27 protein-coding genes are annotated in these 22,512 nt (G+C 55.5%); 19 read left to right on the top strand and 8 right to left on the bottom strand.

Annotated elements, in window-relative coordinates; all coding sequences use genetic code 11:
- The first annotated feature begins 90 nt into the window (after positions 1 to 90).
- From AC2T28_RS02440 to AC2T28_RS02415, 6 genes are all read left to right on the top strand, one after another.
- Positions 91 to 1,830 (top strand): type I secretion system permease/ATPase, encoded by a 1,740-nt coding sequence (locus AC2T28_RS02440; protein WP_486747353.1) that lies wholly within the window; start codon positions 91 to 93, stop codon positions 1,828 to 1,830.
- Complete coding sequence (locus AC2T28_RS02435) at positions 1,827 to 3,131, top strand: HlyD family type I secretion periplasmic adaptor subunit (RefSeq protein WP_486747352.1); 1,305 nt, start codon at positions 1,827 to 1,829, stop codon at positions 3,129 to 3,131. The genes AC2T28_RS02440 and AC2T28_RS02435 overlap by 4 nt, the downstream gene beginning before the upstream one ends.
- Before the next feature lie 82 nt (positions 3,132 to 3,213).
- Positions 3,214 to 3,672: a RidA family protein gene (locus AC2T28_RS02430; RefSeq protein ID WP_486747351.1), complete on the top strand. Its 459-nt coding sequence runs from the start codon at positions 3,214 to 3,216 to the stop codon at positions 3,670 to 3,672.
- Positions 3,669 to 4,442, top strand: coding sequence for a glycerophosphodiester phosphodiesterase family protein (locus AC2T28_RS02425; protein WP_486747350.1), 774 nt, complete (start codon positions 3,669 to 3,671; stop codon positions 4,440 to 4,442). The genes AC2T28_RS02430 and AC2T28_RS02425 overlap by 4 nt, the downstream gene beginning before the upstream one ends.
- Positions 4,443 to 4,485: 43 nt before the next feature.
- Positions 4,486 to 5,673: a GNAT family N-acetyltransferase gene (locus AC2T28_RS02420; RefSeq protein WP_486747349.1), complete on the top strand. Its 1,188-nt coding sequence runs from the start codon at positions 4,486 to 4,488 to the stop codon at positions 5,671 to 5,673.
- A complete protein-coding gene (locus AC2T28_RS02415) occupies positions 5,670 to 5,963 on the top strand; it encodes a 4a-hydroxytetrahydrobiopterin dehydratase (protein ID WP_486747348.1) in 294 nt (97 codons plus the stop codon). The genes AC2T28_RS02420 and AC2T28_RS02415 overlap by 4 nt, the downstream gene beginning before the upstream one ends.
- A 12-nt stretch (positions 5,964 to 5,975) precedes the next feature.
- On the opposite strand, the gene AC2T28_RS02410 is transcribed toward AC2T28_RS02415, so the two are convergent.
- Positions 5,976 to 6,461, bottom strand: a complete 486-nt coding sequence (locus AC2T28_RS02410) for a redoxin family protein (protein WP_486747347.1) — start codon at positions 6,459 to 6,461, stop codon at positions 5,976 to 5,978.
- A gap of 95 nt (positions 6,462 to 6,556) precedes the next feature.
- Here AC2T28_RS02410 and AC2T28_RS02405 point away from each other — a divergent pair, with 95 nt between their 5' ends.
- Genes AC2T28_RS02405 through AC2T28_RS02395 form a run of 3 tightly spaced genes read left to right on the top strand, consistent with a single transcriptional unit; the run spans position 6,557 to position 9,053 of the window.
- Positions 6,557 to 7,768 carry an NAD(P)/FAD-dependent oxidoreductase gene (locus AC2T28_RS02405; RefSeq protein WP_486747346.1) on the top strand — a complete coding sequence of 404 codons (1,212 nt, stop codon included), beginning with the start codon at positions 6,557 to 6,559 and terminating at the stop codon, positions 7,766 to 7,768.
- Positions 7,765 to 8,325 carry a 16S rRNA (guanine(966)-N(2))-methyltransferase RsmD gene (gene rsmD, locus AC2T28_RS02400; protein ID WP_486747345.1) on the top strand — a complete coding sequence of 187 codons (561 nt, stop codon included), beginning with the start codon at positions 7,765 to 7,767 and terminating at the stop codon, positions 8,323 to 8,325. Before AC2T28_RS02405 ends, rsmD begins: the two co-directional genes overlap by 4 nt.
- 56 nt (positions 8,326 to 8,381) lie before the next feature.
- A complete protein-coding gene (locus AC2T28_RS02395; protein ID WP_486747344.1) occupies positions 8,382 to 9,053 on the top strand; it encodes an HAD family hydrolase in 672 nt (223 codons plus the stop codon).
- A gap of 11 nt (positions 9,054 to 9,064) precedes the next feature.
- On the opposite strand, the gene AC2T28_RS02390 is transcribed toward AC2T28_RS02395, so the two are convergent.
- The 4 genes from AC2T28_RS02390 to AC2T28_RS02375 form a co-directional block, all read right to left on the bottom strand.
- Complete coding sequence (locus tag AC2T28_RS02390; RefSeq protein WP_486747343.1) at positions 9,065 to 9,739, bottom strand: hypothetical protein; 675 nt, start codon at positions 9,737 to 9,739, stop codon at positions 9,065 to 9,067.
- Between the two features lie 94 nt (positions 9,740 to 9,833).
- Entirely contained in the window at positions 9,834 to 10,643 is an 810-nt protein-coding gene (map, locus tag AC2T28_RS02385; protein WP_486747342.1) for a type I methionyl aminopeptidase, read from the bottom strand.
- An 84-nt stretch (positions 10,644 to 10,727) separates the two neighbouring features.
- Positions 10,728 to 11,429 (bottom strand): DNA/RNA nuclease SfsA, encoded by a 702-nt coding sequence (gene sfsA, locus AC2T28_RS02380; protein ID WP_486747341.1) that lies wholly within the window; start codon positions 11,427 to 11,429, stop codon positions 10,728 to 10,730.
- 38 nt (positions 11,430 to 11,467) lie between these two features.
- Entirely contained in the window at positions 11,468 to 12,226 is a 759-nt protein-coding gene (locus tag AC2T28_RS02375; protein ID WP_486747340.1) for an SDR family NAD(P)-dependent oxidoreductase, read from the bottom strand.
- A gap of 105 nt (positions 12,227 to 12,331) precedes the next feature.
- On the opposite strand from AC2T28_RS02375, the gene AC2T28_RS02370 reads away from it, so the two are divergent.
- The 5 genes from AC2T28_RS02370 to AC2T28_RS02350 all read left to right on the top strand — a co-directional run bounded on the left by AC2T28_RS02370 (position 12,332) and on the right by AC2T28_RS02350 (position 15,887).
- Positions 12,332 to 12,868, top strand: a complete 537-nt coding sequence (locus tag AC2T28_RS02370) for a TetR/AcrR family transcriptional regulator (protein WP_486747339.1) — start codon at positions 12,332 to 12,334, stop codon at positions 12,866 to 12,868.
- Between the two features lie 72 nt (positions 12,869 to 12,940).
- Positions 12,941 to 13,663 (top strand): competence/damage-inducible protein A, encoded by a 723-nt coding sequence (locus AC2T28_RS02365; RefSeq protein WP_486747338.1) that lies wholly within the window; start codon positions 12,941 to 12,943, stop codon positions 13,661 to 13,663.
- Entirely contained in the window at positions 13,660 to 14,385 is a 726-nt protein-coding gene (locus AC2T28_RS02360; RefSeq protein ID WP_486747337.1) for a GNAT family N-acetyltransferase, read from the top strand. The genes AC2T28_RS02365 and AC2T28_RS02360 overlap by 4 nt, the downstream gene beginning before the upstream one ends.
- A 6-nt stretch (positions 14,386 to 14,391) precedes the next feature.
- Entirely contained in the window at positions 14,392 to 14,964 is a 573-nt protein-coding gene (locus AC2T28_RS02355; protein WP_486747336.1) for a peroxidase-related enzyme, read from the top strand.
- A 32-nt stretch (positions 14,965 to 14,996) separates the two neighbouring features.
- Positions 14,997 to 15,887, top strand: a complete 891-nt coding sequence (locus AC2T28_RS02350; protein ID WP_486747335.1) for an OmpA family protein — start codon at positions 14,997 to 14,999, stop codon at positions 15,885 to 15,887.
- A gap of 110 nt (positions 15,888 to 15,997) precedes the next feature.
- Here the strand turns inward: AC2T28_RS02350 and AC2T28_RS02345 are convergent, their stop codons facing one another.
- Entirely contained in the window at positions 15,998 to 16,903 is a 906-nt protein-coding gene (locus tag AC2T28_RS02345; RefSeq protein ID WP_486747334.1) for a LysR family transcriptional regulator, read from the bottom strand.
- A gap of 276 nt (positions 16,904 to 17,179) precedes the next feature.
- Here AC2T28_RS02345 and AC2T28_RS02340 point away from each other — a divergent pair, with 276 nt between their 5' ends.
- The 3 genes from AC2T28_RS02340 to AC2T28_RS02330 all read left to right on the top strand — a co-directional run bounded on the left by AC2T28_RS02340 (position 17,180) and on the right by AC2T28_RS02330 (position 18,318).
- Positions 17,180 to 17,503, top strand: a complete 324-nt coding sequence (locus tag AC2T28_RS02340; protein WP_486747333.1) for an NIPSNAP family protein — start codon at positions 17,180 to 17,182, stop codon at positions 17,501 to 17,503.
- Complete coding sequence (locus AC2T28_RS02335) at positions 17,500 to 17,850, top strand: antibiotic biosynthesis monooxygenase family protein (protein ID WP_486747332.1); 351 nt, start codon at positions 17,500 to 17,502, stop codon at positions 17,848 to 17,850. Before AC2T28_RS02340 ends, AC2T28_RS02335 begins: the two co-directional genes overlap by 4 nt.
- A 120-nt stretch (positions 17,851 to 17,970) precedes the next feature.
- A complete protein-coding gene (locus AC2T28_RS02330; protein WP_486747331.1) occupies positions 17,971 to 18,318 on the top strand; it encodes a hypothetical protein in 348 nt (115 codons plus the stop codon).
- Between the two features lie 105 nt (positions 18,319 to 18,423).
- Here the strand turns inward: AC2T28_RS02330 and AC2T28_RS02325 are convergent, their stop codons facing one another.
- On the bottom strand, positions 18,424 to 20,451 hold the full coding sequence (locus AC2T28_RS02325) for an FAD-dependent oxidoreductase (RefSeq protein ID WP_486747330.1): 2,028 nt from the start codon (positions 20,449 to 20,451) through the stop codon (positions 18,424 to 18,426).
- A 130-nt stretch (positions 20,452 to 20,581) separates the two neighbouring features.
- On the opposite strand from AC2T28_RS02325, the gene AC2T28_RS02320 reads away from it, so the two are divergent.
- Positions 20,582 to 21,064 (top strand): RNA pyrophosphohydrolase, encoded by a 483-nt coding sequence (locus AC2T28_RS02320; protein ID WP_486747329.1) that lies wholly within the window; start codon positions 20,582 to 20,584, stop codon positions 21,062 to 21,064.
- Position 21,065: 1 nt separating this feature from the next.
- A complete protein-coding gene (locus AC2T28_RS02315; protein ID WP_486747328.1) occupies positions 21,066 to 21,560 on the top strand; it encodes a hypothetical protein in 495 nt (164 codons plus the stop codon).
- Between the two features lies 1 nt (position 21,561).
- Here the strand turns inward: AC2T28_RS02315 and AC2T28_RS02310 are convergent, their stop codons facing one another.
- Entirely contained in the window at positions 21,562 to 22,440 is an 879-nt protein-coding gene (locus AC2T28_RS02310; RefSeq protein ID WP_486747327.1) for an EamA family transporter, read from the bottom strand.
- Positions 22,441 to 22,512 lie beyond the last annotated feature (72 nt).

Genomic DNA, 22,512 nt, shown 5'->3' with positions numbered 1-22,512 from the left:
GTGGCAGATTTAGAACATATTTCAAGTTAACCTGATGTGTGTAACGGTACCCTATAACCGGCACTTACGACGAGCTACTGCAGGCGCATTATGACAAATCAACAATATAAAAATGGGTTAGACGAGCTAACGGGCATACGTCGCCGCAGTCGCAGGCTATACTGGGCCGTGGGTGTTTTCAGCTTTTTTGCCAACATGCTGATGCTAACCGGGCCTTTGTACATGATGCAGGTCTATGACCGGGTGCTGGGCAGCCGGTCTGAACAAACACTGGTGGCGTTGTCGCTGTTGGTGGTGTTTCTTTATGGCATGATGGGCCTGCTGGATTATTCCCGCGGGCGGATCATGGCGCGGGTTGGCGCGCGGTTTCAGGCGGCGTTGGACAGGCGGGTATTCGACGCGATGATTCGCCGCTCGGCGGTGGCGCCGGATCCGGTGGCCCAAACAGGGCTGTCTGACTTGGAGTCGGTACAGCGGTTGATGGCTTCTCCGGTGTTGATGGCCGCATTTGATCTACCGTGGACCCCAATTTTCTTAGCTGGGATCGCGCTGTTTCACCCTTGGCTGGGGCTGCTGGCTATCTGTGGCGGAGCCCTATTGGTGTTCATTGCTTTATTGAACCAGCTTTTTTCGCGGGTACCTCAAATGGAGGCCAATATAGCGGCGCACCGTGCGAGCCTGATGTCCGAGGAAATCCGTTCGGAAGCTGAAATGATCCAGTCCATGGGGATGCGAGGGGCAGCATTTGGTCGCTGGAAAGTAGCCCGCGAGGCTGCCTTAGTTGAAAGCGTGGCTGCCAATGATGTTGGCGGCAGCTTTACCTCGGTCACCAAGACCCTGCGGCTTTTCCTCCAATCCGCGATGTTGGGTTTGGGGGCATACCTAGTGCTGCAGGGAGAAGTTTCCCCCGGTGCGATGATTGCTGGTTCGATCCTTCTAGGGCGGGCGCTGGCGCCAATCGAACTCGCATTGGGCCAGTGGGTGCTGGTACAGCGGGCAAGAAAAGGCTGGCATAGCTTGGCAGAATTGTTGACCAAGGTTCCTGAAGAGGACGAGCGACTGGCGCTTCCCAAGCCCCAAGCGCGGCTGGAAGTGCAAGCCGTGACCGTGGTGCCCCCCGGAGAAAAAACGCCACAACTTAGGAACATGTCCTTCGCACTGGGACCAGGGCAGGCGCTTGGTGTGATTGGTCCATCGGGTTCGGGGAAATCAACATTGGCTCGGGCATTAACTGGCGTTTGGAAGGCTGCGGCTGGGACCGTACGTCTGGACAGTGCAGCTTTGGATCAATACGCGCCAGATGTCTTGGGCCAACACATTGGTTACTTGCCACAGCGGGTTCAGTTGTTCGAAGGGACAATAGCGCAGAATATCGCGAGATTGTCGGAAATGCCCGACTCCGAGAAAGTGGTCGCAGCAGCAAAAAAGGCTGCCGCTCATGAGATGATTACGAAGTTGCCCGAGGGTTATGACACCCGAATTAGTGCGGGTGGTGGCCGTTTGTCTGGCGGTCAAATGCAGCGTATTGCCCTGGCGCGAGCTCTCTTTGATGATCCGGTTATTGTGATCCTGGATGAGCCAAACTCTAACCTAGACAACGAAGGGTCCGTGGCGCTGAACATGGCCATCAAGAGTTTGAAATCCGAAGGGAAGTCCGTGTTGATCATGGCGCACAGGCCAGCTGCAATTCAAGAATGCGATCTGTTGTTGGTGGTCGATCAGGGCAATCAAACCGCCTTTGGGCCCAAAGATCAGGTGCTACGCCAGATGGTAACAAATCATGAGAAAATCCAAAAGACGGCTGCAGCTGCAGCGGGACGGGCAAAATGAGCGCTGAACGTACCTGGTCTGCGCGACGGCCAATGATAGTCGGTCTGCTGGGTCTTCTTCTTTTGGTTGGCGGATTTGGCACCTGGTCTGTAATGTCTTCGATTGCAGGCGCCGTTGTCGCCAGCGGTCGGATAGAGGTCGATCAGAACCGACAGGTAGTCCAACATCTGGATGGCGGCATTGTCTCTGAAATTCTGGTTGAAGAAGGTGATACCGTTAACGAGGGGGCAACCTTGCTGCGGCTTGACGCCAATCAGCTGCGCTCACAATTGGTGATCACCGAAGGGCAGCTGTTTGAGTTAACCGCTCGTCGAGGGCGATTGGAAGCTGAGCGAGATGACGCGGCAGAGGTTCAGTTTGAAGCCGAGCTGATGGAACTCGCCCAGACCCGAACTGAAGTAGAAGAGTTTATGGCTGGGCAACTCCGGTTGTTCCATGCACGCCGTGAAACGGTTGGGCGAGAAATCGAACAGCTAGAGAAGCGTCGCGCGCAAATCAGGGATCAGATCAAAGGTATTAAAGCCCAGCAAGAGTCGTTGGCTCTTCAGCTAGAACTGATCGGCGAAGAATTGGCTAACCAGCAAACTCTGCTTGATCGAGGGCTGGCACAGGCTGGTACCGTTTTGAACCTGCGCCGTACGTCTGCTGATTTGCAGGGCTCTCTGGGAGAACTCATTGCAACCGAAGCACAAGCCGAAGGTCGCATAACTGAAACTGAGATTGAGATCCTGAAATTAGGAACGCGCCAGCGCGAAGAGGCCATTACCCGGCTGCGGGACCTGCGGTATCAGGAACTGGAACTGGCTGAGAAGAGGCGATCGTTGATAGAGCGATTAGAGCGTTTGGATATTCGGGCCCCTGTATCGGGAATTGTCTATGGGCTTCAAGTTCACACTCCAAGATCAGTGATCCGCCCAGCTGAACCCGTTTTGTACTTGGTGCCTCAGGATCGCCCATTGGTCGTTGCGGCGCAGGTGTCGCCTATCAATATCGATGAGATTTATGTTGGCCAATCGGTCACGCTGCGGTTCTCGGCTTTGGATCAACGACAAACCCCGGAACTGTTTGGCACTGTCATGCAGATTTCGGCGGATTCGTTCGAGGATGAGGCCAGTCGTCAGCCCTATTATCGTGCTGAAATCGAGTTGAACGAAGGCGAAATCAGCAAGCTGCCCGAGGGAATTGCACTGATCCCCGGCATGCCCGTTGAAAGTTACATCCGCACCGCAGATCACTCACCACTTTCGTATCTGATCAAACCACTGGCAGACTATTTTACCAAGGCATTCCGCGAAAGCTGATTGCCGCCTGCATTTTTGCTCTTTTCGCTGCTGACCTTCCCGGTTAGCGTCGCCGCGAAACGCATCTTGGAGGATTGATGTCATGAGCATTGAGGCAAAACTGAAAGAACTGGGTGTTACTTTGCCCGACGCTCCGGCTCCGGCGGCCAACTATGTGCCGTATGTTGTTGCGGGCGACATGGTGTATATCTCGGGTCAAATTTCGGCTGACGAGAATGGCCTGATCACTGGAACACTGGGCGACGACATGGATGTCGAGACTGGCGCGGCTGCGGCCAAACGTTGTGCCATTGCGCTGCTGGCCCAACTTAAGTCAGCCTGTGGTGGGGATCTTGATCGGTTGGTGCGTGTGGTCAAGCTGGGCGCTTTTGTGAACTCAACCAGTGATTTCACTCAGCAACCAATGGTGATCAACGGTGCGTCGGATTTCCTTGTCGAGGCGCTAGGCGATATCGGGCGTCACGCACGTTCTGCCGTCAGCTCACCTTCGCTGCCGCTGGGTGTTGCTGTCGAAATTGATGGTGTGTTCCAGATCAAATGAGACCAACACTACCTGACGCCTTCATACGTATTCCTGTAGCACATCGTGCTTTGCATGATGTGAATGATGGGCGTCCTGAAAACAGCCGCGCGGCTATCCGCGCGGCGATTGTTGCCGGTTACGGGATCGAGATTGACCTTCAGCTGAGTGCTGATGGTCACGCTATGGTTTTTCATGACTATGAACTCGATCGGCTGGCAGATGGGACAGGCTTGATCAACCTACGTAGCCGTGCCGAGGCACAAGCCATTCCGCTGAAAGGTGGCGATGGCGAAGGTATTCCCGATCTGCCGGAAATCTTGGAGCTGGTCGCTGGGCAAGTGCCGTTGCTGATCGAGCTGAAAGATCAGGATGGGCTGATGGGCGACAAGATCGGCCAGCTAGAACAGGTGACGGTCGACGCGTTAAAAGACTACAACAGGCCTGTGGCTCTGATGTCCTTCAATCCTCACTCAACAGCTAAGTTGGCGCAATTGGCACCTGAATTGCCCCGTGGAATAGTCACCAGCGCCTATGATCCAAGGGATTGGCCGGAACTGACACCAGAAATCTGTGACAGGCTCCGCGATATTCCGGATTTCGAGTCGTCGCAGGCCTGCTTTATCAGTCACGAAGCCTTTGATCTGGATCGCCCCCGGGTGCAGCAGATCCGCGACAGCGGTGTTCCGGTTCTTTGCTGGACCATCACGTCAAGAGAAGAAGAACTTGCAGCACGCGCTTTTGCCGACAACGTGACCTTTGAAAAGTATCTTTCAGAGCTGCCGACTTGATCGCCGGATACCCCTGCCCAAATAGTGCAGGGTAGGGGGAGATATGGACCAAGCGCAGATCGAAATTCAACTGCTCAGCTCGCTGGAGCAGATCCCTGCTGCCCAGTGGGATGCCTGCGCTTGCCCGGAAACTGCGGATGGCGCGCGCGCATATGATCCGTTCACCACTCATCGGTTTCTCAAAGCCTTGGAAGATAGCGGCTCGGTGGGGCGGGGAACCGGCTGGCAGCCGCAATATCTGACGGCTTATCTGCAGGGGCAACTGATCGCATGCGCGCCGATGTATGCCAAGTCGCATAGCCAGGGTGAGTATATCTTTGATCACAACTGGGCGCATGCATTTGAGCAAGCGGGTGGACGCTATTACCCAAAACTGCAGATGGCGGTGCCGTTTACGCCGGTTACGGGGCGCCGGTTCTTGACGCTTCCAGAGTTCGAAACTGTGGGTCTCTCGGCGTTGGTGCAGGGGGCGGTGCAGCTTGCAGCCAACAATCAGCTGTCGTCGCTGCACGTTACATTTTGCACGGCAGCAGAAGCCGAAGCAGGTAAGCAGATGGGATTAATGCCGCGGCTGACCCAGCAGTTTCATTGGCTCAATCACAACTACCGCGACTTTGAGGGTTTCCTCGCCAGCCTCTCGTCACGCAAACGTAAGAATATCCGCAAGGAACGCGCGCAGGCCCAGAGTTTTGGTGGCGAGATCGAAGTGCTGATCGGCGGTGATCTGCAGCCCCAACATTGGGATGCTTTCTGGGAATTCTATCAGGATACTGGGGCCCGCAAGTGGGGGTCTCCCTATCTCACACGCGCCTTCTTCGACATTGCGCACGAAACTATGGCGGATGACATGGCGCTGATCATGGCGCGTCGTGACGGTCGGTATGTCGCTGGGGCGTTGAATTTCATTGGTCGAGATACTCTGTACGGGCGATACTGGGGATGTGTTGAGCACCACCCCTGTCTACATTTCGAATTGTGCTATTATCAGGCTATGGACCTAGCCATTGAAATGGGGCTTTCCCGGATCGAGGCTGGGGCACAGGGGGAGCACAAGCTGGCGCGCGGGTATTTGCCAACGCAAACACATTCCTTGCACTGGCTGGGGGATCCGGGGTTTGCTGAGGCCGTGGCGCGCTATCTGGAGGCAGAGTGTGCTGCAACCGAAGAAGAGATTGAAATATTGACCGACTATGGGCCATTCAAGAAACACGTCGTGGAGGAACAGCAATGACCGAGAAACTGTCTGAGGCAACCCGTGGACCGCTGTTAGACCCTTTGTTCCAGACAGGTTGGGCGATGGTTGATGGTCGCGATGCAATCACCAAGACGTTTGAGTTTAATAGCTTTGTGGATGCCTTTGGCTGGATGACTCGCGCTGCTATCTGGGCCGAGAAATGGAACCACCACCCGGAATGGAGCAATGTCTACAACCGGGTGACGGTGGTGCTGACCACACATGATGTTGGCGGGGTCAGCACACAGGACGCCAAATTGGCGCGCAAAATGGATAGCCTGATCTAGCCGGGGCTATTCTTACATCTCGGCGAGCAGACCCTCACCAGCGGTGAGTTCACAAACCCCCGGCCCTTGCTCCATTTGGAGGATTTTCACCACGCCATTTTCCACCAGCATGGCATAGCGCAGTGAACGGGCAATCAAGCCTGCTGGAGGTGCATCAAAGCGCATGCCAATGGCCTCGGTCAGGCTGCATTCCGCATCGGCAAGCATGGTGATCCCTGCTTCAGTTGCACCGGTTTGTGCGCCCCAACTGGCCATGACAAAGGGGTCGTTGACGGAAATACAGATGATTTCGTCAACGCCTTTGGCTGTAAATTGGTCTTTTGTGCGGATAAAGCTCGGCACATGGGCTGAACTGCAAGTTGGGGTATAGGCACCGGGGACGGCAAAAATCGCCACTTTCCGGTTCTTAGTTTTATCGGCCATAGAAATGGGCTCGGGACCATTTGGGCCCATCTGTACCAGGTTTGCATCTGGCAGTTTTTCACCAACTGAAATCATCTTAGTCTCGCTACTTCTAATTGCGTTTTGGTTCTGCCCGCATATAGGCTTCATCAAAGAAAGTTACCGGAACAAAACAGAGAGGCAAGAGCAAGATGAGCCACATCGTCGTGATCGGAGCAGGGCAGGCGGGGTCCTCGTTGGTGGCCAAACTGCGCAAAGATGGGTTTGACGGGGAGATCACTCTGATCGGAGCCGAAACTTCGTTGCCATACCAGCGCCCGCCTTTGTCCAAGGCTTATTTGCTGGGCGACATGGCACTGGAACGTCTGTTTTTGCGACCTCAGAGCTTTTACGACGACAACAATATCACATTGAAGCTGGGACAGCGGGTTACGTCCATTGATGCTGCGGCCAAAACTGTGAGTATTGGTGATGAAATCATAGCCTATGATCAACTCGCCCTGACCACTGGATCGGATCCGCGTCGCCTACCTGCTGCAATTGGCGGGGATCTGGATGGTGTGTTTGTGGTGCGTGATCTAGCGGATGTCGATGCGATGGCGCCATCGGTCGTCGAAGGTTCCCGCACTTTGATTGTTGGCGGTGGCTATATTGGTCTTGAAGCAGCTGCCGTGTGTGCCAAACGCAAGGTAAATGTGACATTGGTTGAAATGGCCGACCGCATTTTGCAGCGTGTCGCGGCGCCAGAAACTTCAGACTATTTCCGAACGTTACACGGCTCACACGGTGTTGATATCCGCGAAGGTGTGGGGCTGGAGCGGCTGCTGGGCAGCGACGGCAAAGTCACCGGTGCGGTGTTGACTGATGGAACTGAGATTGAGCTAGACTTTGTCGTGGTTGGTGTGGGTATCGCCCCTGCTACGCCGCTAGCAGAAATGGCCGGTGTCACATTGAACAACGGAATCGAAACCGACGCTCAAGGCCGAACGTCGGATCCGTCGATCTGGGCTGCTGGTGACTGTGCCTCGTTCCCGTATCAGGGCAATCGTATCCGTTTGGAAAGCGTGCCAAACGCCATCGATCAAGCCGAAGTGGTTGCCCAAAACATGATTGGGGCGGAAAAAGTATATGTAGCCAAACCCTGGTTCTGGTCCGACCAGTATGATGTCAAGTTGCAGATTGCTGGGCTAAATACGGGCTTTACCCACGTTGTGACACGGCAAGGCAAAGGTGTGTCTGTGTCGTTTTGGTATTTCAAGGATGACCAACTGCTGGCGGTTGATGCCATGAATGATCCACGGGCCTATATGGTTGGCAAGCGGTTGATCGACATGGGTAAAACCTGTGATCCGCAGAAGGTTTCTGACCCGGAGACCGACCTTAAATCATTGATGAAGTCGTGAGGATAATTGCCGGAGACTTTCGCGGCCGGGCGTTGGCATCGGTCGGCAAGGGCGATGCAGGCGCACACCTGCGACCCACTACAGATCGCGTGCGCGAAAGCCTGTTCAATGTGCTGACCCATACCGGCATGATCCCGGATGGGCGTGTACTAGACTTGTTCGCCGGCACCGGTGCACTAGGGCTAGAGGCGCTGTCGCGTGGGGCGTCTTGCGTGACCTTTGTTGATGATGGCCGGGTGTCTACCGGGCTGATCCGCAAGAACGTTGGGATTACCAAAAGTCAGGACAGTACCAACCTGATCAAACGCGACGCACTGAAGCTGGGCCCCAATCCAGACGCGCCTTACGATCTGATTTTCCTGGACCCGCCCTATGGAAAAGGATTGGGAGAGAAGGCGCTAGAGCATGCGGCGGCTGGAGGCTGGATTGATGATGATGCCCTGATCGTCTGGGAGGAGAACACTCCGATGGATGCACCCGAGGGGTACCAACTGCGTGATAGCCGCAAGTATGGCGACACCCATATCACCCTGATGTGGCGAGCTATTGTGGAGTAAATTGCAAGCGTCGAGAATTGATTTGAGTTAGAATATTCAAAACTAGGACCATTATTATGCCCAAAACCCATCCAACCCCAAAGCTGGTGATATTTGACTGCGACGGCGTGCTTGTCGACAGTGAGATGGTTTCAAATCAGGTCTTGGTGAGCAGCCTTGCAAAGTACGGACTGCAGCTTGAACTTGCGGAATGCATGGATCTGTTTGTCGGTGGCACCATGACCGGAGTCATGGCGCAGGCGCAAAAGCTGGGTGCAAAGCTTCCTGCGTATTGGGTGGAAGAGGTCTATGAGGAGACCTATGCCAAGCTACAAGAAGGTGTGCCGCTGGTGGCAGGTATTCCCGAAATATTGGCGCGTCTGGATCGCGAGAATATCCCCTGTTGTGTGGCCTCCAACGGCAGTGAAGGCAAAATGCGGATCACTCTGGGTCAGAACGGATTGTGGGACCGATTTCACCCCTCGGCGATGTTCTCAGCGCATACACTGGGCGTGGCCAAGCCTGAGCCCGGCATGTTTCTGGCAGCGGCCAGCCATTTTGATGTGCAAGCGCGGGATTGCTTGGTGATCGAGGATAGCGCCAGTGGTGCCATGGCAGCGTTGCGTGCGGGGATGCGCTGCCTGGGCTACGCACCCGAGGGGCGTGGAGAACGGCTGGTTGAACAGGGGGCTGAGCTGTTTGCCGACATGGCGCAGGTGCCTGGCTTGATCGGATTGGCCGAGGCTTAGGCGCCTTTTGGCTATTCGTAGGTGAAGCTGGATAACACGCGCCCACCGAGAGTTTCTGGCAGTTGTTTTGGGCCGTCCATCGGCACTAGAGTTCGGCTGATATTGTGCAGGATAAAGTAGCTTTCGGCGCGGTCAGGGTGCGGGATCGCAACCATTTGCAAAACGATTGGGCCATTGACCGGGTCGGTATAGGTTCCCAGCACCTCGGCTGCGCGCATATTGTTGACTGAAATCTCGCGCGAGCTGATGACTTTGGCGTCGGTGAAGCCTTTGACTGCGGTAGGAAAGGCTGACTGTGCCAAAGCCTTGGCCGCAGTCCGCAGGCGGATTGGCATTGGGTCAACGCTGCCCTCTGGAATGGGGAACGTTGCGTTCACCACGTGGAAATTTTCTACAAATTTCCGTCCCTCCGGATCTTTGGTGGCAAAGGTGAATTTGACGATGCCGCCATCGGGGCGGCCATCAGCGATCAATTCAATGTCGTTGCGCACTGGGATTTCCAGCGCAAAAGGGACCTCGATCGGGATATTGTACCGGGCGGTATAGTCCTCATTGAACCGAAAGATCTTGTTGAGGTACGCGCCTTCGTAGCTGAACAGATTAAAGGAGACGCCCGTGTCCTGTGCCTGCGCAACGGGGGCGGTGCCTAAGACAGCAATCAATCCAACGATGGTTCTGAACGACATACCCGCCCCCTATCTGAGATAGGGAACAGGTTAGAGCACTGTGCTGGCAGGTCAAATTTCAGGCGGGGCGGTCAACACCACGCAGGGTTCGATATTACCCGTAAGTCGGGTGGTATTTTCCACCGGGCGACAAAGTAAAGATCTCAAACCCGTCAGCGGTGACACCAATCGAATGTTCGAACTGAGCAGAAAGTGACTTGTCACGGGTCACTGCAGTCCAGTCATCGGCCAGGATTTTTGTTTCCGGACGCCCCAGGTTGATCATCGGCTCGATGGTAAAGAACATGCCTTCTTCGAGTGTTGCGCCAGTGCCAGGGCGGCCATAGTGCAATACGTTTGGCGGCGCGTGGAACACCTCGCCCAGACCGTGACCGCAAAAGTCACGTACAACGCTCATCCGCTGGCTTTCGGCGTAGATCTGAATGGCGTGTCCGATGTCGCCGAAAGTGTTGCCCGGTTTGACCGCCTCGATCCCTTTCATCAAAGAGTCGTGGGTCACCTGGATCAGACGCTCGGCCTTGCGCGATAATTTACCAGCCACATACATGCGGCTGGTGTCGCCAAACCATCCATCGACAATCACCGTGACGTCGATGTTCAGAATGTCGCCATCCTTCAGCTTTTTGTCACCGGGGATGCCGTGGCAGACTACGTGGTTTACCGAAATGCAGCTGGCGTGCTGATAGCCCTTATAGCCGATGGTTGCTGACGTAGCACCCGCGTCTTCGACCATTTTGGTGATCATCCCGTCGATCGCGCCAGTGGTTTGACCAACAAATACATGCTCCGCGATATCATCCAAAATCCGCGCAGCCAGTTCACCGGCCACGTGCATGCCGGCAAAGTCGGCCTGTTGGTAAATGCGAATGCCGTCCTTGGTTGTCCGGCCACCGTTTTTTTTCATCAAGATGGGCTCCATCGCTGCAGTCTTAGACCGCTATGTAAGGGTATTGGCACCAAAGGGCCATAGGCAGTGATGCCACACGATCTAGGTGGCAGAAATAGCGGATCCCAGAGTAATCTCTAAGGGTGAAATATTGGTTGTATAGACTAGCTTTTCAACGCCTGCTTTCTGGGCCTTGGCAAAGGCGTTTGCATAGGCCGGGTCAATGTCCGCCGCTAGTTGGAAGCTTTCGCAATCGGTGCGCTGCACCAGATAGAGCATCACCGCCCGATGCCCCTGTTGCACCATATTGGTCAGTTCGCCCAGATGCTTGGTTCCACGTTTGGTCACACTGTCAGGGAATTCCGCCACCCCCGGCTGCCGCATCAAGGTGACGCTTTTAACCTCGACATAGCAATCGGGTAGACTGGGTTGGGTGAGCAAAAAGTCGATGCGGCTGTTCTCGCCGTATTTCACCTCGGGACGAACAGCCTCATAAGCGGCCAGCTCGGGGATTTGCATGTTTTCCAATGCCGCGCGCAGGGCGCGATTTGGGACCGAGGTATCAACACCGGTGAAATGGCCGTTCTCATGATCGACCAGCCGCCAGCCATAGTTCAGTTTTTTCTTTGGATCATCATTTGGCTCTAGCCAGACCCGCATGCCAGCTTCCGCCAGCCCCATCATTGACCCAGGGTTGGCGCAGTGGGCGGTGATTTCTGTTCCATCCGGCAGCTGGCAATCAGCCAGAAACCGTTTGTAACGACGGATCAAGGTGGCGGGGATAAGGGGCGCGGCAAATTTCATAATGCCTGCCTATCGCACCCCCGCCACTTGTCAAAGCATCAGTTGCGGCCAGCCATCACGCCGCCGTCCACGTCCCAGATGGCGCCGGTCACCCAACTCGCTTGATCCGACAGCAAATGCGCAACGGTTGCGGCGACATCTGATGGGCGACCAACGCGGCCAACCGGGTGGAATGCATCAAAAGCGCAGGTCAGGGTGCCTTCGATCTGGTCGGGGTCGATGAAAGCACCATAGATCGGGGTGACCACAACTGCCGGAGAGACGGCGTTGACGCGGATGCCATGCTCGCCCAGTTCCATCGCTAAATGCTGGGTCAGGGAATGCAGACCAGCCTTGGCCATGGAATAGGCCGACGACGGTGTCGCCTTGATCGCTTGCTTGGCCCACATCGAGCCAATGTTGACGATAGACCCGCCACCGTTCGCCTTCATATTCTCAGCAACAGCTTGCGTGATGAAAAACGTCGCCCGGTTCAGTCCCATATAGGCGTCATAGTCTTCGCCGGTATGGTCCAAAAATGGTTTAGGTGCAAAAATACCGGCCGCGTTCACCAGTTGGTTGATTTGGCGCTTGCTGGTTTTTAGTTCGGCGGCAAAGGCATCTGTAGCCTGCGCAACCGACAGGTCCAGTTGGACGGTGTCGACCAGATCACGCAATTCAGTCTTGGTCGCGGCCAGTTTCTCTGCCGAGCGGCCAACCAGAGTGACGTGCTGGCCCTGTGCGACCAAATGGCGGGCTGTTTCCAGGCCCATACCGCTGGAGCCGCCGATGATGAGTGTTGTGGAGGAGGAGGCCATATTGCTGTCCTTTATGCTATCTACCTATCGATAGGTAGATGTATTGCGGTTGCGAATAGATTCGTCAATCCCTATCTTCTGGTAGGTAGATAAGTGAGCGCAGCAATGACCTATTCCGAAACCGCCAGCCGTATCCTTGACAGCGCCGAGCAAATGGCGCGGCAGGGGGGCTACAACAGTTTTTCTTTTCGTGAGATTGCTACCGACATCGGAATCAAGTCGGCCAGCGTGCACTATCACTTTGCCAACAAAGAGACCTTGGGTGCTGCCTTGGCTGAGCGGTATACCAACCGGTTTCTCGAAGGCTTGGGTGAGCCGACTGCCGCCGGACCAGGCGAAATGTTGCGCCGTTATGCGGACAGTTACCGCCACGCGTTGTTGGAAGATGGGCAAATGTGCCTCTGCGGCATGTTTGGTGCGGAAATCAGTGACCTGCCTGACCCAGTCGCGCGTCAAACCCGCGCTTTCTTTGAACGAAATATTCAGTGGGTTGGCCAGGTTTTCCAAGAGCAGGGGCTCAATGAAACCGACGCCGAGACAAAAGCAGCTTGCATGATTGCGGCCCTTGAAGGTGCGATGATCCTGTCGAGAAGCCTAAAGGATGACGTGCTGTTTGACCGGATTGCCGCTGGCTACATGTGACCCGGCAACTGACTGCTTGCCCCTGCTGTCTAGGGGCGTATCTTGCCCGCAAGCCGCCGAAGGAGAGAGACAATGCCAAACCCCACCGCCGCCATGCTTGTCATCGGGGATGAGATCCTTTCGGGGCGTACCCGCGACGCCAACATGTATTATCTGGCAGGTGAATTGACCAAACATGGAGTTGAGCTAGCCGAGGTTCGCATTGTCAGCGATGACGGTCCCTCAATTGTCGCGGCGGTTCAGGCGTTGTCGGACAAGTTTGACCATGTGTTCACCAGTGGTGGAATTGGCCCGACCCATGATGACATCACAGCTGATTGCATTGCTCAGGCCTTTAATGCTCATATTGATGTGCGCGATGATGCGCGGGCGCTGCTGGCCGAACACTATAAGAAGTCAGGCAGTGAGTTGAACGAAGCCCGGTTGCGTATGGCACGCATTCCGGATGGTGCAACGCTGATTGATAATCCTGTTTCGGTCGCGCCAGGTTTTACTTTGGACAATGTGCATGTGATGGCCGGGGTTCCATTGGTGTTCCAGGCCATGGTTGCCTCGGTTCTGCCGACAATCACTGGCGGCCAGCCGATGCTATCGCAAACTCTGCGAGTATTACGCGGTGAAGGGGACATTGCGCCAATTCTCGGTGCTCTGGCTGAAAAATATGATGATCTGTCGATTGGCTGCTATCCGTTCCAGAAAGATGGCGCCTTTGGTGCCAATATCGTGATCCGTGGGACCGAAGGAATACGGATTGATGCGGCAATGACCCAACTGGCCAAGGAGATCGACCTTTGACAACAGATCCGCGCTATTACGATGTTGTCGAAGCGACTTGGCCAAGTGCTCAAAAAATGACTGCAGGCCCAATTGTTGTACGAGAGGGGCAGGGTGGAGGCAGCCGGGTTTCATCGGCCACCACCAATTGCCCTGTGACGGACGATGACATCGCAAGGGCCGAAGCTGCTATGCGCGGTTTGGGACAGGTGCCCCTTTTTATGATCCGTGCAGGCGACGCCGAATTGGATGCGCAACTAGAAAAGCGCGGATACGTGGTTAAAGACCCAGTCAACATGTGGGCCTGTCCAGCGGCGATGTTGGCGGATATAGACATACCGCGCGTGACCACATTCTGTGTATGGGAACCGCTGGCGATCCAGCGTGAAATCTGGGCCAGCGGTGGTATTGGCCCCGAACGGGTCGCTGTGATGGATCGGGTGCAAGGTTCCAAGACCGCATTGCTGAGTCGCAACGATGACAAACCTGCCGGCGCTGGTTTCTGTGCCATTCACGATGGTGTGGCGATGGTTCATGCGCTGGAAATTTTGCCCCATCAACGTCGCAAGGGGATGGGTGTCTGGATGATGCGCCAGGCGGCATATTGGGCGCTGGAAAATGGTGCTGATACCCTCTCAGTGATTTGTACCAAACGTAACGAGGGTGCAAACGGGCTCTATGCTTCCCTCGGCATGACCCTTGTGGGACAGTATCACTATCGTATTTTGTCGAACGGGGATTAAACCAGAATGACTGACCAGACCATGCCGACCGCGCTGGACCTTCCGATGGTGGACCCGCTGCCGCCGGAAACGCAAAAGTACTTTGATATCTGTGTCGAAAAACTGGGTATGATCCCCAATGTGCTGAAGGCAAACGCCTTTGATATCGATAAGCTGAACGCCTTTACCGGCATGTACAACGACGTGATGCTGGCCGATAGCGGGCTCAGTAAGCTGGAACGCGAGATGATCGCGGTGGTGGTCTCGTCGATCAACAAATGCTTTTACTGTCTGGTGTCTCATGGCGCAGCGGTGCGGCAGTTGTCCGGCGATCCGATGCTGGGTGAAATGCTGTTGATGAACTATCGGGTTGCGCCGCTGGATGAGCGTCAACGCGCGATGCTGGATTTTGCCGCCAAAATGACCACCGCCAGTGCTGAAATCTCTGAGGCGGACCGCCAAGGCCTACGGGATGCTGGTTTCAGTGACCGCGACATCTGGGACATCGCCAACGTGACTGGTTTCTTCAACATGTCGAACCGGGTGGCCAGTGCAACGGCCATGGTGCCAAACGACGAATACCACAGCCAATTCCGGTGATTCGCGTACTGTCCATATCCTTTGCTTTGGCCTTGGCAACAACTGCAACCTCGGCAAGTGAACTGACCTTGCCGGCTGGGGCGCAGCTGCTGTCTGAGCGGCCAAGTGCGTTAGCGCGATACTCTTTGCCGGTGGGCCCCGCCGCAGAGGATGTCGTGCCAGTCCAACAGTACGAAGGGCAAGTCCTGCGCCGTACCTGGATGATGGGGGGCGATGCCACATCGCTGCAGCTGTTTGCTCCCATTCGTGAACAGTTAAAGGCCCAAGGCTACGATATTCAGTATCAGTGTCAGTCTCAGGATTGCGGTGGGTTCAATTTTCGGTTCGGAATTGAGGTTGTGCCAGCGCCAGATATGATGGTGAACATTGGGGATTTCCAGTTTCTGTCTGCGACCAAGGGAGAAATGCAAGCTCTGTCACTCTTGGTGTCACGATCTGGAAAGACCACGTATTTTCAGGTCATAGAAGTTGCCCCGCCTAGCGCTGATTTTGTACCGGTCGCTCCGAGTGAAGAGATCGCACCAGAACAACAGGCTCCGGAAAAGGCAGGGAACTTGATCGGAGTGCTGAACTCTCAAGGGCGCGCGGTGTTGAGCGACCTTGAATTCGAAACGGGGTCATCTCGGTTAGGTGTGGGCCCGTTCGAGAGCCTGGCAGAACTGGCCGATGCTTTAGGTGATAACGCCAAGATGCGCATTTTGTTGGTGGGTCACACCGACAATATTGGGGCGTTGGATAAAAACACAGCTCTGTCGCTGCAGCGGGCCGAGTCCGTCCGGGGGCGCTTGCTTGAATTACTCGACGTTGACAGCGCGCGCGTCGAGGTGGCCGGGGCTGGCTACATGGCGCCAATGGCGGGCAACCAGACACCTGAAGGGCGCGAAACCAACCGGCGGGTCGAAGCGGTGCTTCTTGCCAATTAGAACCGTTATTTGAAGTCCGAACTAATTGTCAGCATTTCGCGCTACAATAAAAAAGCCCCGCGTCAATACGCGGGGTGAGTTGGTTTCTCGAGCGAGAACAGGGAATTGGATTACCAGTCGCCGGGGCCTTTATCGGCAAAGGCATGAACCAGGAAATCAATAAAGGCGCGAACCTTGGGCTGGGTGAAACGGCCCGGTGGATAAACTGCATAGATGCCTTGGGTTTCGCGTGGGAGCGAAGGCATCACGTCTTCGACCAAGCCTTCAGCCATTGCTTCGGAATACAGGTAGCTGGGCAGGTAGGCGATGCCGAGGCCCGAAATCGCAGCATTTAACAATGACTGCCCGTCGTTAACGCTCAGCCAGCCCGCAGTGCGAACCTGGCGTTTTTCACCCGATGGCGCAGTCAGCTTCCACATGTTGCCGCTGGATTGGTTCGAATAGTGTAGCAACTTATGTGCATTCAAATCGTCGATTTTTTGCGGTCGGCCAAACTTTTCCAGATACCCCGGCGAGGCGATCATCCGTTTGGTGGTCTCGGTCAATTTCCGGGCACGCAGGGTGCTGTCTTCCAGCTCACCAATGCGCAACGCCATGTCGAACCCTTCGGAAATCAGTTCAACAAACCGGTTGTTTAGCACCATGTTGACAGTGATGTCGGGGAAATCGGTCAAGAAATCGGACAGCACAGGCGACAGGTGGTTGACGCCAAAATCGGTGGCGACGGAAATTCGCAACAGCCCCGATGGCGCGGATTGCATCGAGGTGACCAGCGCATCCGCTTCACCTGCGTCATTCAACACACGGCGGGCACGATCGTAGTAGGCCAGACCAATCTCAGTTGGCGACACACGGCGTGTAGTACGGTTTAGCAACCGGGCCCCCAGTCGCGCTTCCAGGCTGGAAACATGTTTCGAGACCGCGGACTTGGAGATGCCCATTTTGCGCGCAGCGTCGGTAAAACCACCTTGATCCACCACGTTGGCAAAGGCTTCCATTTCTGTCAGTCGGTCCATCTCATTCCCCTTGGAAATACATTTCTTGAGGATGTGAATGACGGTGAAATTGGGCAACTTCTGGGCGCTGGTGGGATAATACCGGGGTTTTCGCAGGATCGTTGAGTCATTGGAAACGATCGGCGGGGGTATGATCGAGTCGGGAATTTGAGCGAATTCTGTTCATGCCCAAGCTGCGAACAGTCACTGTCGAATGATAGCGACTGTTCGATCCGCAACGAAGCGTTCCGGTGTGATCTTTGCCTATCAGAGGTTCCTGCAACAAAGGAGTCCCAAATGCTGACCTGTATCATTCGCTATCAGATCGACCCGACCAAGAAATCACAATTCGAGCAATACGCCCGCAATTGGGGGCAAGCCATCCCGCGCTGCGGCGCCGAATTGATTGGCTACTATGCCCCACACGAAGGCTCAACAACGCTGGCCTATGGGATCTATAATGTTGCCAGCTTGGCTGAGTACGAAGCGTATCGGCAGCGTCTGGCGACTGATCCTTTGGGGCGTGAGAACTACGAGTATGCGCAAAAGGAGAAGTTCCTGTTGCGCGAAGACCGAACCTGGCTGAAATTGGCCTCTTCCCCACACGGAGCCACCAAATGATTGCAGTCTTGTTCGAAGTTCGCATTGCTGAGGGCCGCAAGCCCGATTACCTGCAAGTCGCGGCGGACCTGTTGCCATTGTTGCAGCAGGTGGATGGGTTCATATCGGTTGAACGGTTCCAGAGTTTGACCGACCCGGACAAGTTGTTGTCGCTCTCTTTCTTCCGGGATGAGGAGGCCGTCGCCCGCTGGCGCAACCTGTCTGAACACCGCGCAGGGCAAGACAGTGGTCGCGGCGGCATCTTTGCCGACTACCGCCTGCGGGTGGCCAGTGTCATTCGAGACTACGGCATGGAAGACCGAGAGCAGGCCCCCAAGGACAGCCGCAACATACACGGTCGAAGCTGATAACGTGGCTAATACGCTTTGGTGCGATCAACGAAAGTTGGTTCGAGATTTTCAGAGAAACAACAGTCGCTCCACCCGTTTGGCCAAGATGGGTGAAGTGATTTAGAAAGATAGGCAACCGTGCAGATTACAGATCCTACAATATTTTCTTATAAAGAAATGGGTATCGAGGAACTTATGCAGTCAATCGACGAGCTAGATGGAGATTTTCTTGTCGCCTATTCGTTAGATCCTGATGGTACATGCTCTGACGATATTCTCGTACTCGAAATAGATAGCTATACCGATGTGGACGATGAGTTCCTCGACTTCAAATGTCGTAAATTCAATTGGGAAGTTGATCTTTTCTCATTGAAGAGAGTCAAAGAATTCGCACGCAATCAATCTGGTTGTGCTTCCATTGACATGCTGGTGGAAGCAGCGAAGTATTATTTGATAAACCGAGCCTATCGTCCGCTGCAAACCTAAGATCCAAGCTGAACCGTATCGGGCGTTTGTTGTAAGCTAGACATAAGTCGTCACTTACATCCAGTTGGCACGGTGCTCACCGCATTTTGGCGAGCACCAACCTAATCAGAACGAAGCCGCCAAACGTGTCCCTTGATTGATTGCCCGCTTGGCATCCAGCTCGGCTGCTACATCGGCACCACCAATCACATGACAAGACACGCCTTGCTCGGTCAGCGTGTCAGCCAGCGAACGTTCCGAGATCTGTCCTGAACACAAAGCAATAGTGTCTGCGGGTACAATCGTTGGGTTCTCGCGCGCCTCGCCAAAGCTGATATGGAGCCCTTCGTCGTCAATGCGCTCGTAGTTGACGCCGCCGATCATTTCGACCTTTTTCATTTTCAGCGTGGCGCGGTGGATCCAGCCGGTGGTTTTGCCCAAACCCTTGCCGTGTGCCTTGGCCTTACGCTGCAACAGCGTAACCTTGCGGGCTGGGGGTGCAGGTTGCGGCCCTTCTGGTGCCAGTCCCGAGCGATGTTCTTCTGGGTCAGTGACACCCCACTCCTTCATCCAGAGCGGCAGGTCGGTGGTGGGGCTGTGTCCTTCCTCCAGTAGAAACTCGGACACATCAAAACCAATTCCGCCGGCGCCGATTACCGCTACGTGCTCACCAACTGGGGCTTTGCCGCGCAGCACGTCGATATAGGTCAGCACGTTGTCGCGGTCTTGGCCCGGAATTTGGGGGTCGCGCGGGATGACGCCAGTGGCAATCACCACCTCGTCAAACCCGGTCAGATCCGTAGCACTGACTTCGGAGCCCAAATTCACCGTGATCCCGGCCTTGGCGATCATGGTGCGGTACCAATCCACCAGCCCCCAGAACTCTTCTTTGCCCGGCACCTGCTTGGCCATATTCAACTGGCCACCGATCTCATCCGCCTTATCAAACAGCGTGACCGAGTGACCGCGTTGCGCGGCGGTCAGGGCCGTCGACAGGCCCGCCGGTCCAGCCCCAACAATGGCCACGCTTTTTGCAATGGGCGAGGGCGCAATCAGCAGCTCAGTTTCATGACACGCTTGAGGGTTGACCAAACAGGACGTCAGCTTGCCGCCGAAAGTATGGTCCAGACAGGCCTGGTTGCAGGCGATACAGGGGGCGATTTGATTGGCTGTGCCGTTCATGGCCTTTTTGACGAAATCCGCATCCGCCAGCATGGGACGCGCCAGCGACACCATGTCGGCACATCCGGTGGCTAGAACCTCCTCGCCCACTTCAGGGGAGTTGATCCGGTTTGAGGTGATCAGCGGGATGTCAACCTTGCCCATCAGCTTTTTGGTGACCCAGGCAAAAGCCGCGCGGGGAACGCTGGTGGCAATGGTGGGAATGCGGGCCTCGTGCCAGCCAATGCCAGTGTTGATGATGGTGGCCCCGGCCTTCTCAACCTCGATCGCCAACTGCACCACCTCGTCATGGGTGGACCCATTGGGCACCAGATCGATCATCGACAGGCGGAAGATAATGATGAAATTCCGCCCCACGGCCTCGCGCGTGCGCCTAACCACTTCGATAGCCAAGCGCATCCGGTTTTCATAAGACCCGCCCCAGCGGTCAGTGCGCTTGTTGGTGTGGGTGACGAGGAACTGGTTTAGGAAATACCCCTCAGACCCCATGATCTCGACCCCGTCATAGCCTGCCTTTTGCGCCAGCATGGCGGCATTGACGATATCGCTGATCTGCTTCTCGATCCCGTCCTCGTCCAGTTCGGCCGGAGGGAAGGGAGAGATGGGGGACTTTACCGCACTAGGGGCAACACATTTAGGGCCATAGGAATAACGACCAGCGTGTAGGATCTGCATTGCAATCTTGCCACCCGCCTGATGCACCCGGTCAGTGACAATAGAGTGGTTCTTGACGTCCTCGTCGGTGGTCATCATCGCCGCACCGGGCAGAACCGAGCCTTCCAGGTTGGGGCCAATACCGCCGGTGACCATCAGGCCAACCTCGCCACGTGCGCGCGCCGCATAGAACTCCGCTACTCGGTTCCAGTCGCGGGTCTCTTCCAGGCCAGTGTGCATGGAACCCATCAGCACCCGGTTCTTCAGGGTGGTAAAGCCGAGGTCCAACGGCGCCAGCAGGTTTGGGTACTCAGTCATCACACTCTCCCTAAGATCTGCCGGACAGAATTGCGGCGTTGCAGCGATTTGTCACCCGAAACGCGGCGTCAACCTCTTGTGCGACGCCGGGGCATGGGTACACAGTAGCGCCACAGATCAGGAGAGTAGCATGACACCGGATGAAATCGCCAAACTGCCCTACCGCCCCAATGTGGGGGTGATGATGATCAATGCAGATGGTGATGTCTTTGTTGGCCAGCGCAAGGACCGGTTCGAAGACGCCTGGCAGATGCCGCAGGGCGGGATTGATGAAGATGAGGATCCGCGTGTCGCAGCTCTACGCGAGCTGGAAGAGGAAACAGGTGTTGCGTCTGCACTGGTTGAGATTATCGCCGAAAGCGATGGCTGGTTGCCCTATGATCTACCCCATGACGTGGTGCCCAAATTTTGGGGCGGCAAGTATCGAGGGCAAGAGCAAAAGTGGTACCTTATGCGCTTTACCGGGAGTGATGATCAGGTCAACATCGACACTGAGCACCCTGAGTTCTCGGCTTGGTGTTGGCAGCCGGTGGATCAGCTGGTCGACAAGATTGTACCGTTCAAACGCGAGGTTTATGCTCGGGTGGTCAAAGAGTTTCAGGAGCATTTGTAAAATGAAATTTCTCACAGCTGTACTCTGCCTCGCGATGTCAGCTGGGTCTGCAAGCGCACTGTCTTGTGGTCCTTGGGGAGCAACAGATGCGTATTTGGCGGCTGCCAATTCCTCTGCGACCTACATCGTTGTTCAAGGCGAATTGCGTTTCGACGAGGAGCATTTGCCAGACGCGGGTCGTTCGCAGGGCAGCACAGTTTCGCCTGTTACGCAGCTCAGCGCGCAGCTGAGCGGCAAGCAGTTAGCGGATACAGGGTTTAACCACCAATTTGCGTCGGACATTACCTTAGAGGTCCGGTGCTTGGGCCCTTGGTGTGCAAAGCCCGTGGATGGCCGTGAGTACCTAGCCTTTTTGGAAGCGCGGGGTGGCGGTTATGTGCTGCAAATGAACCCCTGTGACAGTTTTGGATTGGCTGGCAAACTCGACGAGCGGAGAGAGCAGGTCATGAGTTGCCATGCCGGTGGAGAGTGTGAGCCTTCAAAATTTGGGCCGTAATCTAGGTTCGGTTCAGGCTGGTCCTGACAGGCCGTAGCCTTAGCTTGCTCTGTCCCAGCCACACACTGAACAGGGCGAGCAGCGCGCCTGCTCCTTGGCTTGGCGATAGCGTTTCCCCCATGAACACCCAACCAAGGACAACAGCTGACAGCGGGCTGAACACGCCAAGTATCGAAACCGAGGCTGGATCAATCCGGGCAATGCCACGGAACCAAAGAACATAGGTCAGTGCTCCACCAATCAGCCCAAGATAGGCGAGACCAAGCAGGTTTTCAGGGGTGAAGGAGGGGATCTCAGGTGTTACCCAAAGCGCAACCGGAAACAACAGCAGTCCCCCAGCCGTCATTTGCCACGCGGTAAAGGTTAGCGGTGGCACTGGTGGCTGCCATTTGCGGGTCAGGACCACGCCTGCGGCCATTGATGCGGCTCCGCCTAATCCAGCCATAATACCAACGGTGTCCAGTTGCGCATCAGGCGTCAAAAGCAGCATCGCAACGCCTGCAATTCCCAATGTCGCTGCCAAGATCTGGCTGCCGCGAATTTCGGTTTGCAGTACCATCCCGGACAAGAAAATAACTATGAGCGGCTGCACTGCGCCAAGTGTCGCGGCGACGCCGCCGGGCAGGCGATAGGCCGAAATAAACAACATCGCCCAAAAGATCGAGAAGTTCAGCGCTCCCAGGATCAGGATTTTCCCAAGCCAATTCAGCGGCGGCAGTTGCCGCACAATCAACAACAGCAACAACCCGGCGGGTAGTGCGCGCAGAAACGCGACGGTCATGGCCGAGTGCTCTGGGAGCAGTTGGGTAGTCACGATGTAGCTGCTGCCCCAGATGGCGGGGGCAAGTGCAGTGAGCAACAAATCTAAACGTTTGGACATGGGGGTCTCCTTTATCTTGATGTCGAGATAATGATTTAAATCTTGACGTCAAGATAAAATGTGGTGAGAAGA

It is taken from the genome of Parasedimentitalea nitratireducens (assembly GCF_057444295.1).
This window is presented reverse-complemented; position numbering and strand designations above follow the sequence as displayed.

What these genes read in the sequence shown, in the direction of transcription:
- AC2T28_RS02440 (WP_486747353.1), top strand. Translation starts at nt 91, where the DNA reads ATGACAAATCAACAATATAAAAATGGGTTAGACGAGCTAACGGGCATA.
- AC2T28_RS02435 (WP_486747352.1), top strand. Translation starts at nt 1,827, where the DNA reads ATGAGCGCTGAACGTACCTGGTCTGCGCGACGGCCAATGATAGTCGGT.
- AC2T28_RS02430 (WP_486747351.1), top strand. Translation starts at nt 3,214, where the DNA reads ATGAGCATTGAGGCAAAACTGAAAGAACTGGGTGTTACTTTGCCCGAC.
- AC2T28_RS02425 (WP_486747350.1), top strand. Translation starts at nt 3,669, where the DNA reads ATGAGACCAACACTACCTGACGCCTTCATACGTATTCCTGTAGCACAT.
- AC2T28_RS02420 (WP_486747349.1), top strand. Translation starts at nt 4,486, where the DNA reads ATGGACCAAGCGCAGATCGAAATTCAACTGCTCAGCTCGCTGGAGCAG.
- AC2T28_RS02415 (WP_486747348.1), top strand. Translation starts at nt 5,670, where the DNA reads ATGACCGAGAAACTGTCTGAGGCAACCCGTGGACCGCTGTTAGACCCT.
- AC2T28_RS02410 (WP_486747347.1), bottom strand. Translation starts at nt 6,461, where the DNA reads ATGATTTCAGTTGGTGAAAAACTGCCAGATGCAAACCTGGTACAGATG.
- AC2T28_RS02405 (WP_486747346.1), top strand. Translation starts at nt 6,557, where the DNA reads ATGAGCCACATCGTCGTGATCGGAGCAGGGCAGGCGGGGTCCTCGTTG.
- AC2T28_RS02395 (WP_486747344.1), top strand. Translation starts at nt 8,382, where the DNA reads ATGCCCAAAACCCATCCAACCCCAAAGCTGGTGATATTTGACTGCGAC.
- AC2T28_RS02390 (WP_486747343.1), bottom strand. Translation starts at nt 9,739, where the DNA reads ATGTCGTTCAGAACCATCGTTGGATTGATTGCTGTCTTAGGCACCGCC.
- map (WP_486747342.1), bottom strand. Translation starts at nt 10,643, where the DNA reads ATGAAAAAAAACGGTGGCCGGACAACCAAGGACGGCATTCGCATTTAC.
- sfsA (WP_486747341.1), bottom strand. Translation starts at nt 11,429, where the DNA reads ATGAAATTTGCCGCGCCCCTTATCCCCGCCACCTTGATCCGTCGTTAC.
- AC2T28_RS02375 (WP_486747340.1), bottom strand. Translation starts at nt 12,226, where the DNA reads ATGGCCTCCTCCTCCACAACACTCATCATCGGCGGCTCCAGCGGTATG.
- AC2T28_RS02370 (WP_486747339.1), top strand. Translation starts at nt 12,332, where the DNA reads ATGACCTATTCCGAAACCGCCAGCCGTATCCTTGACAGCGCCGAGCAA.
- AC2T28_RS02365 (WP_486747338.1), top strand. Translation starts at nt 12,941, where the DNA reads ATGCCAAACCCCACCGCCGCCATGCTTGTCATCGGGGATGAGATCCTT.
- AC2T28_RS02355 (WP_486747336.1), top strand. Translation starts at nt 14,392, where the DNA reads ATGACTGACCAGACCATGCCGACCGCGCTGGACCTTCCGATGGTGGAC.
- AC2T28_RS02345 (WP_486747334.1), bottom strand. Translation starts at nt 16,903, where the DNA reads ATGGACCGACTGACAGAAATGGAAGCCTTTGCCAACGTGGTGGATCAA.
- AC2T28_RS02340 (WP_486747333.1), top strand. Translation starts at nt 17,180, where the DNA reads ATGCTGACCTGTATCATTCGCTATCAGATCGACCCGACCAAGAAATCA.
- AC2T28_RS02335 (WP_486747332.1), top strand. Translation starts at nt 17,500, where the DNA reads ATGATTGCAGTCTTGTTCGAAGTTCGCATTGCTGAGGGCCGCAAGCCC.
- AC2T28_RS02325 (WP_486747330.1), bottom strand. Translation starts at nt 20,451, where the DNA reads ATGACTGAGTACCCAAACCTGCTGGCGCCGTTGGACCTCGGCTTTACC.
- AC2T28_RS02320 (WP_486747329.1), top strand. Translation starts at nt 20,582, where the DNA reads ATGACACCGGATGAAATCGCCAAACTGCCCTACCGCCCCAATGTGGGG.
- AC2T28_RS02315 (WP_486747328.1), top strand. Translation starts at nt 21,066, where the DNA reads ATGAAATTTCTCACAGCTGTACTCTGCCTCGCGATGTCAGCTGGGTCT.
- AC2T28_RS02310 (WP_486747327.1), bottom strand. Translation starts at nt 22,440, where the DNA reads ATGTCCAAACGTTTAGATTTGTTGCTCACTGCACTTGCCCCCGCCATC.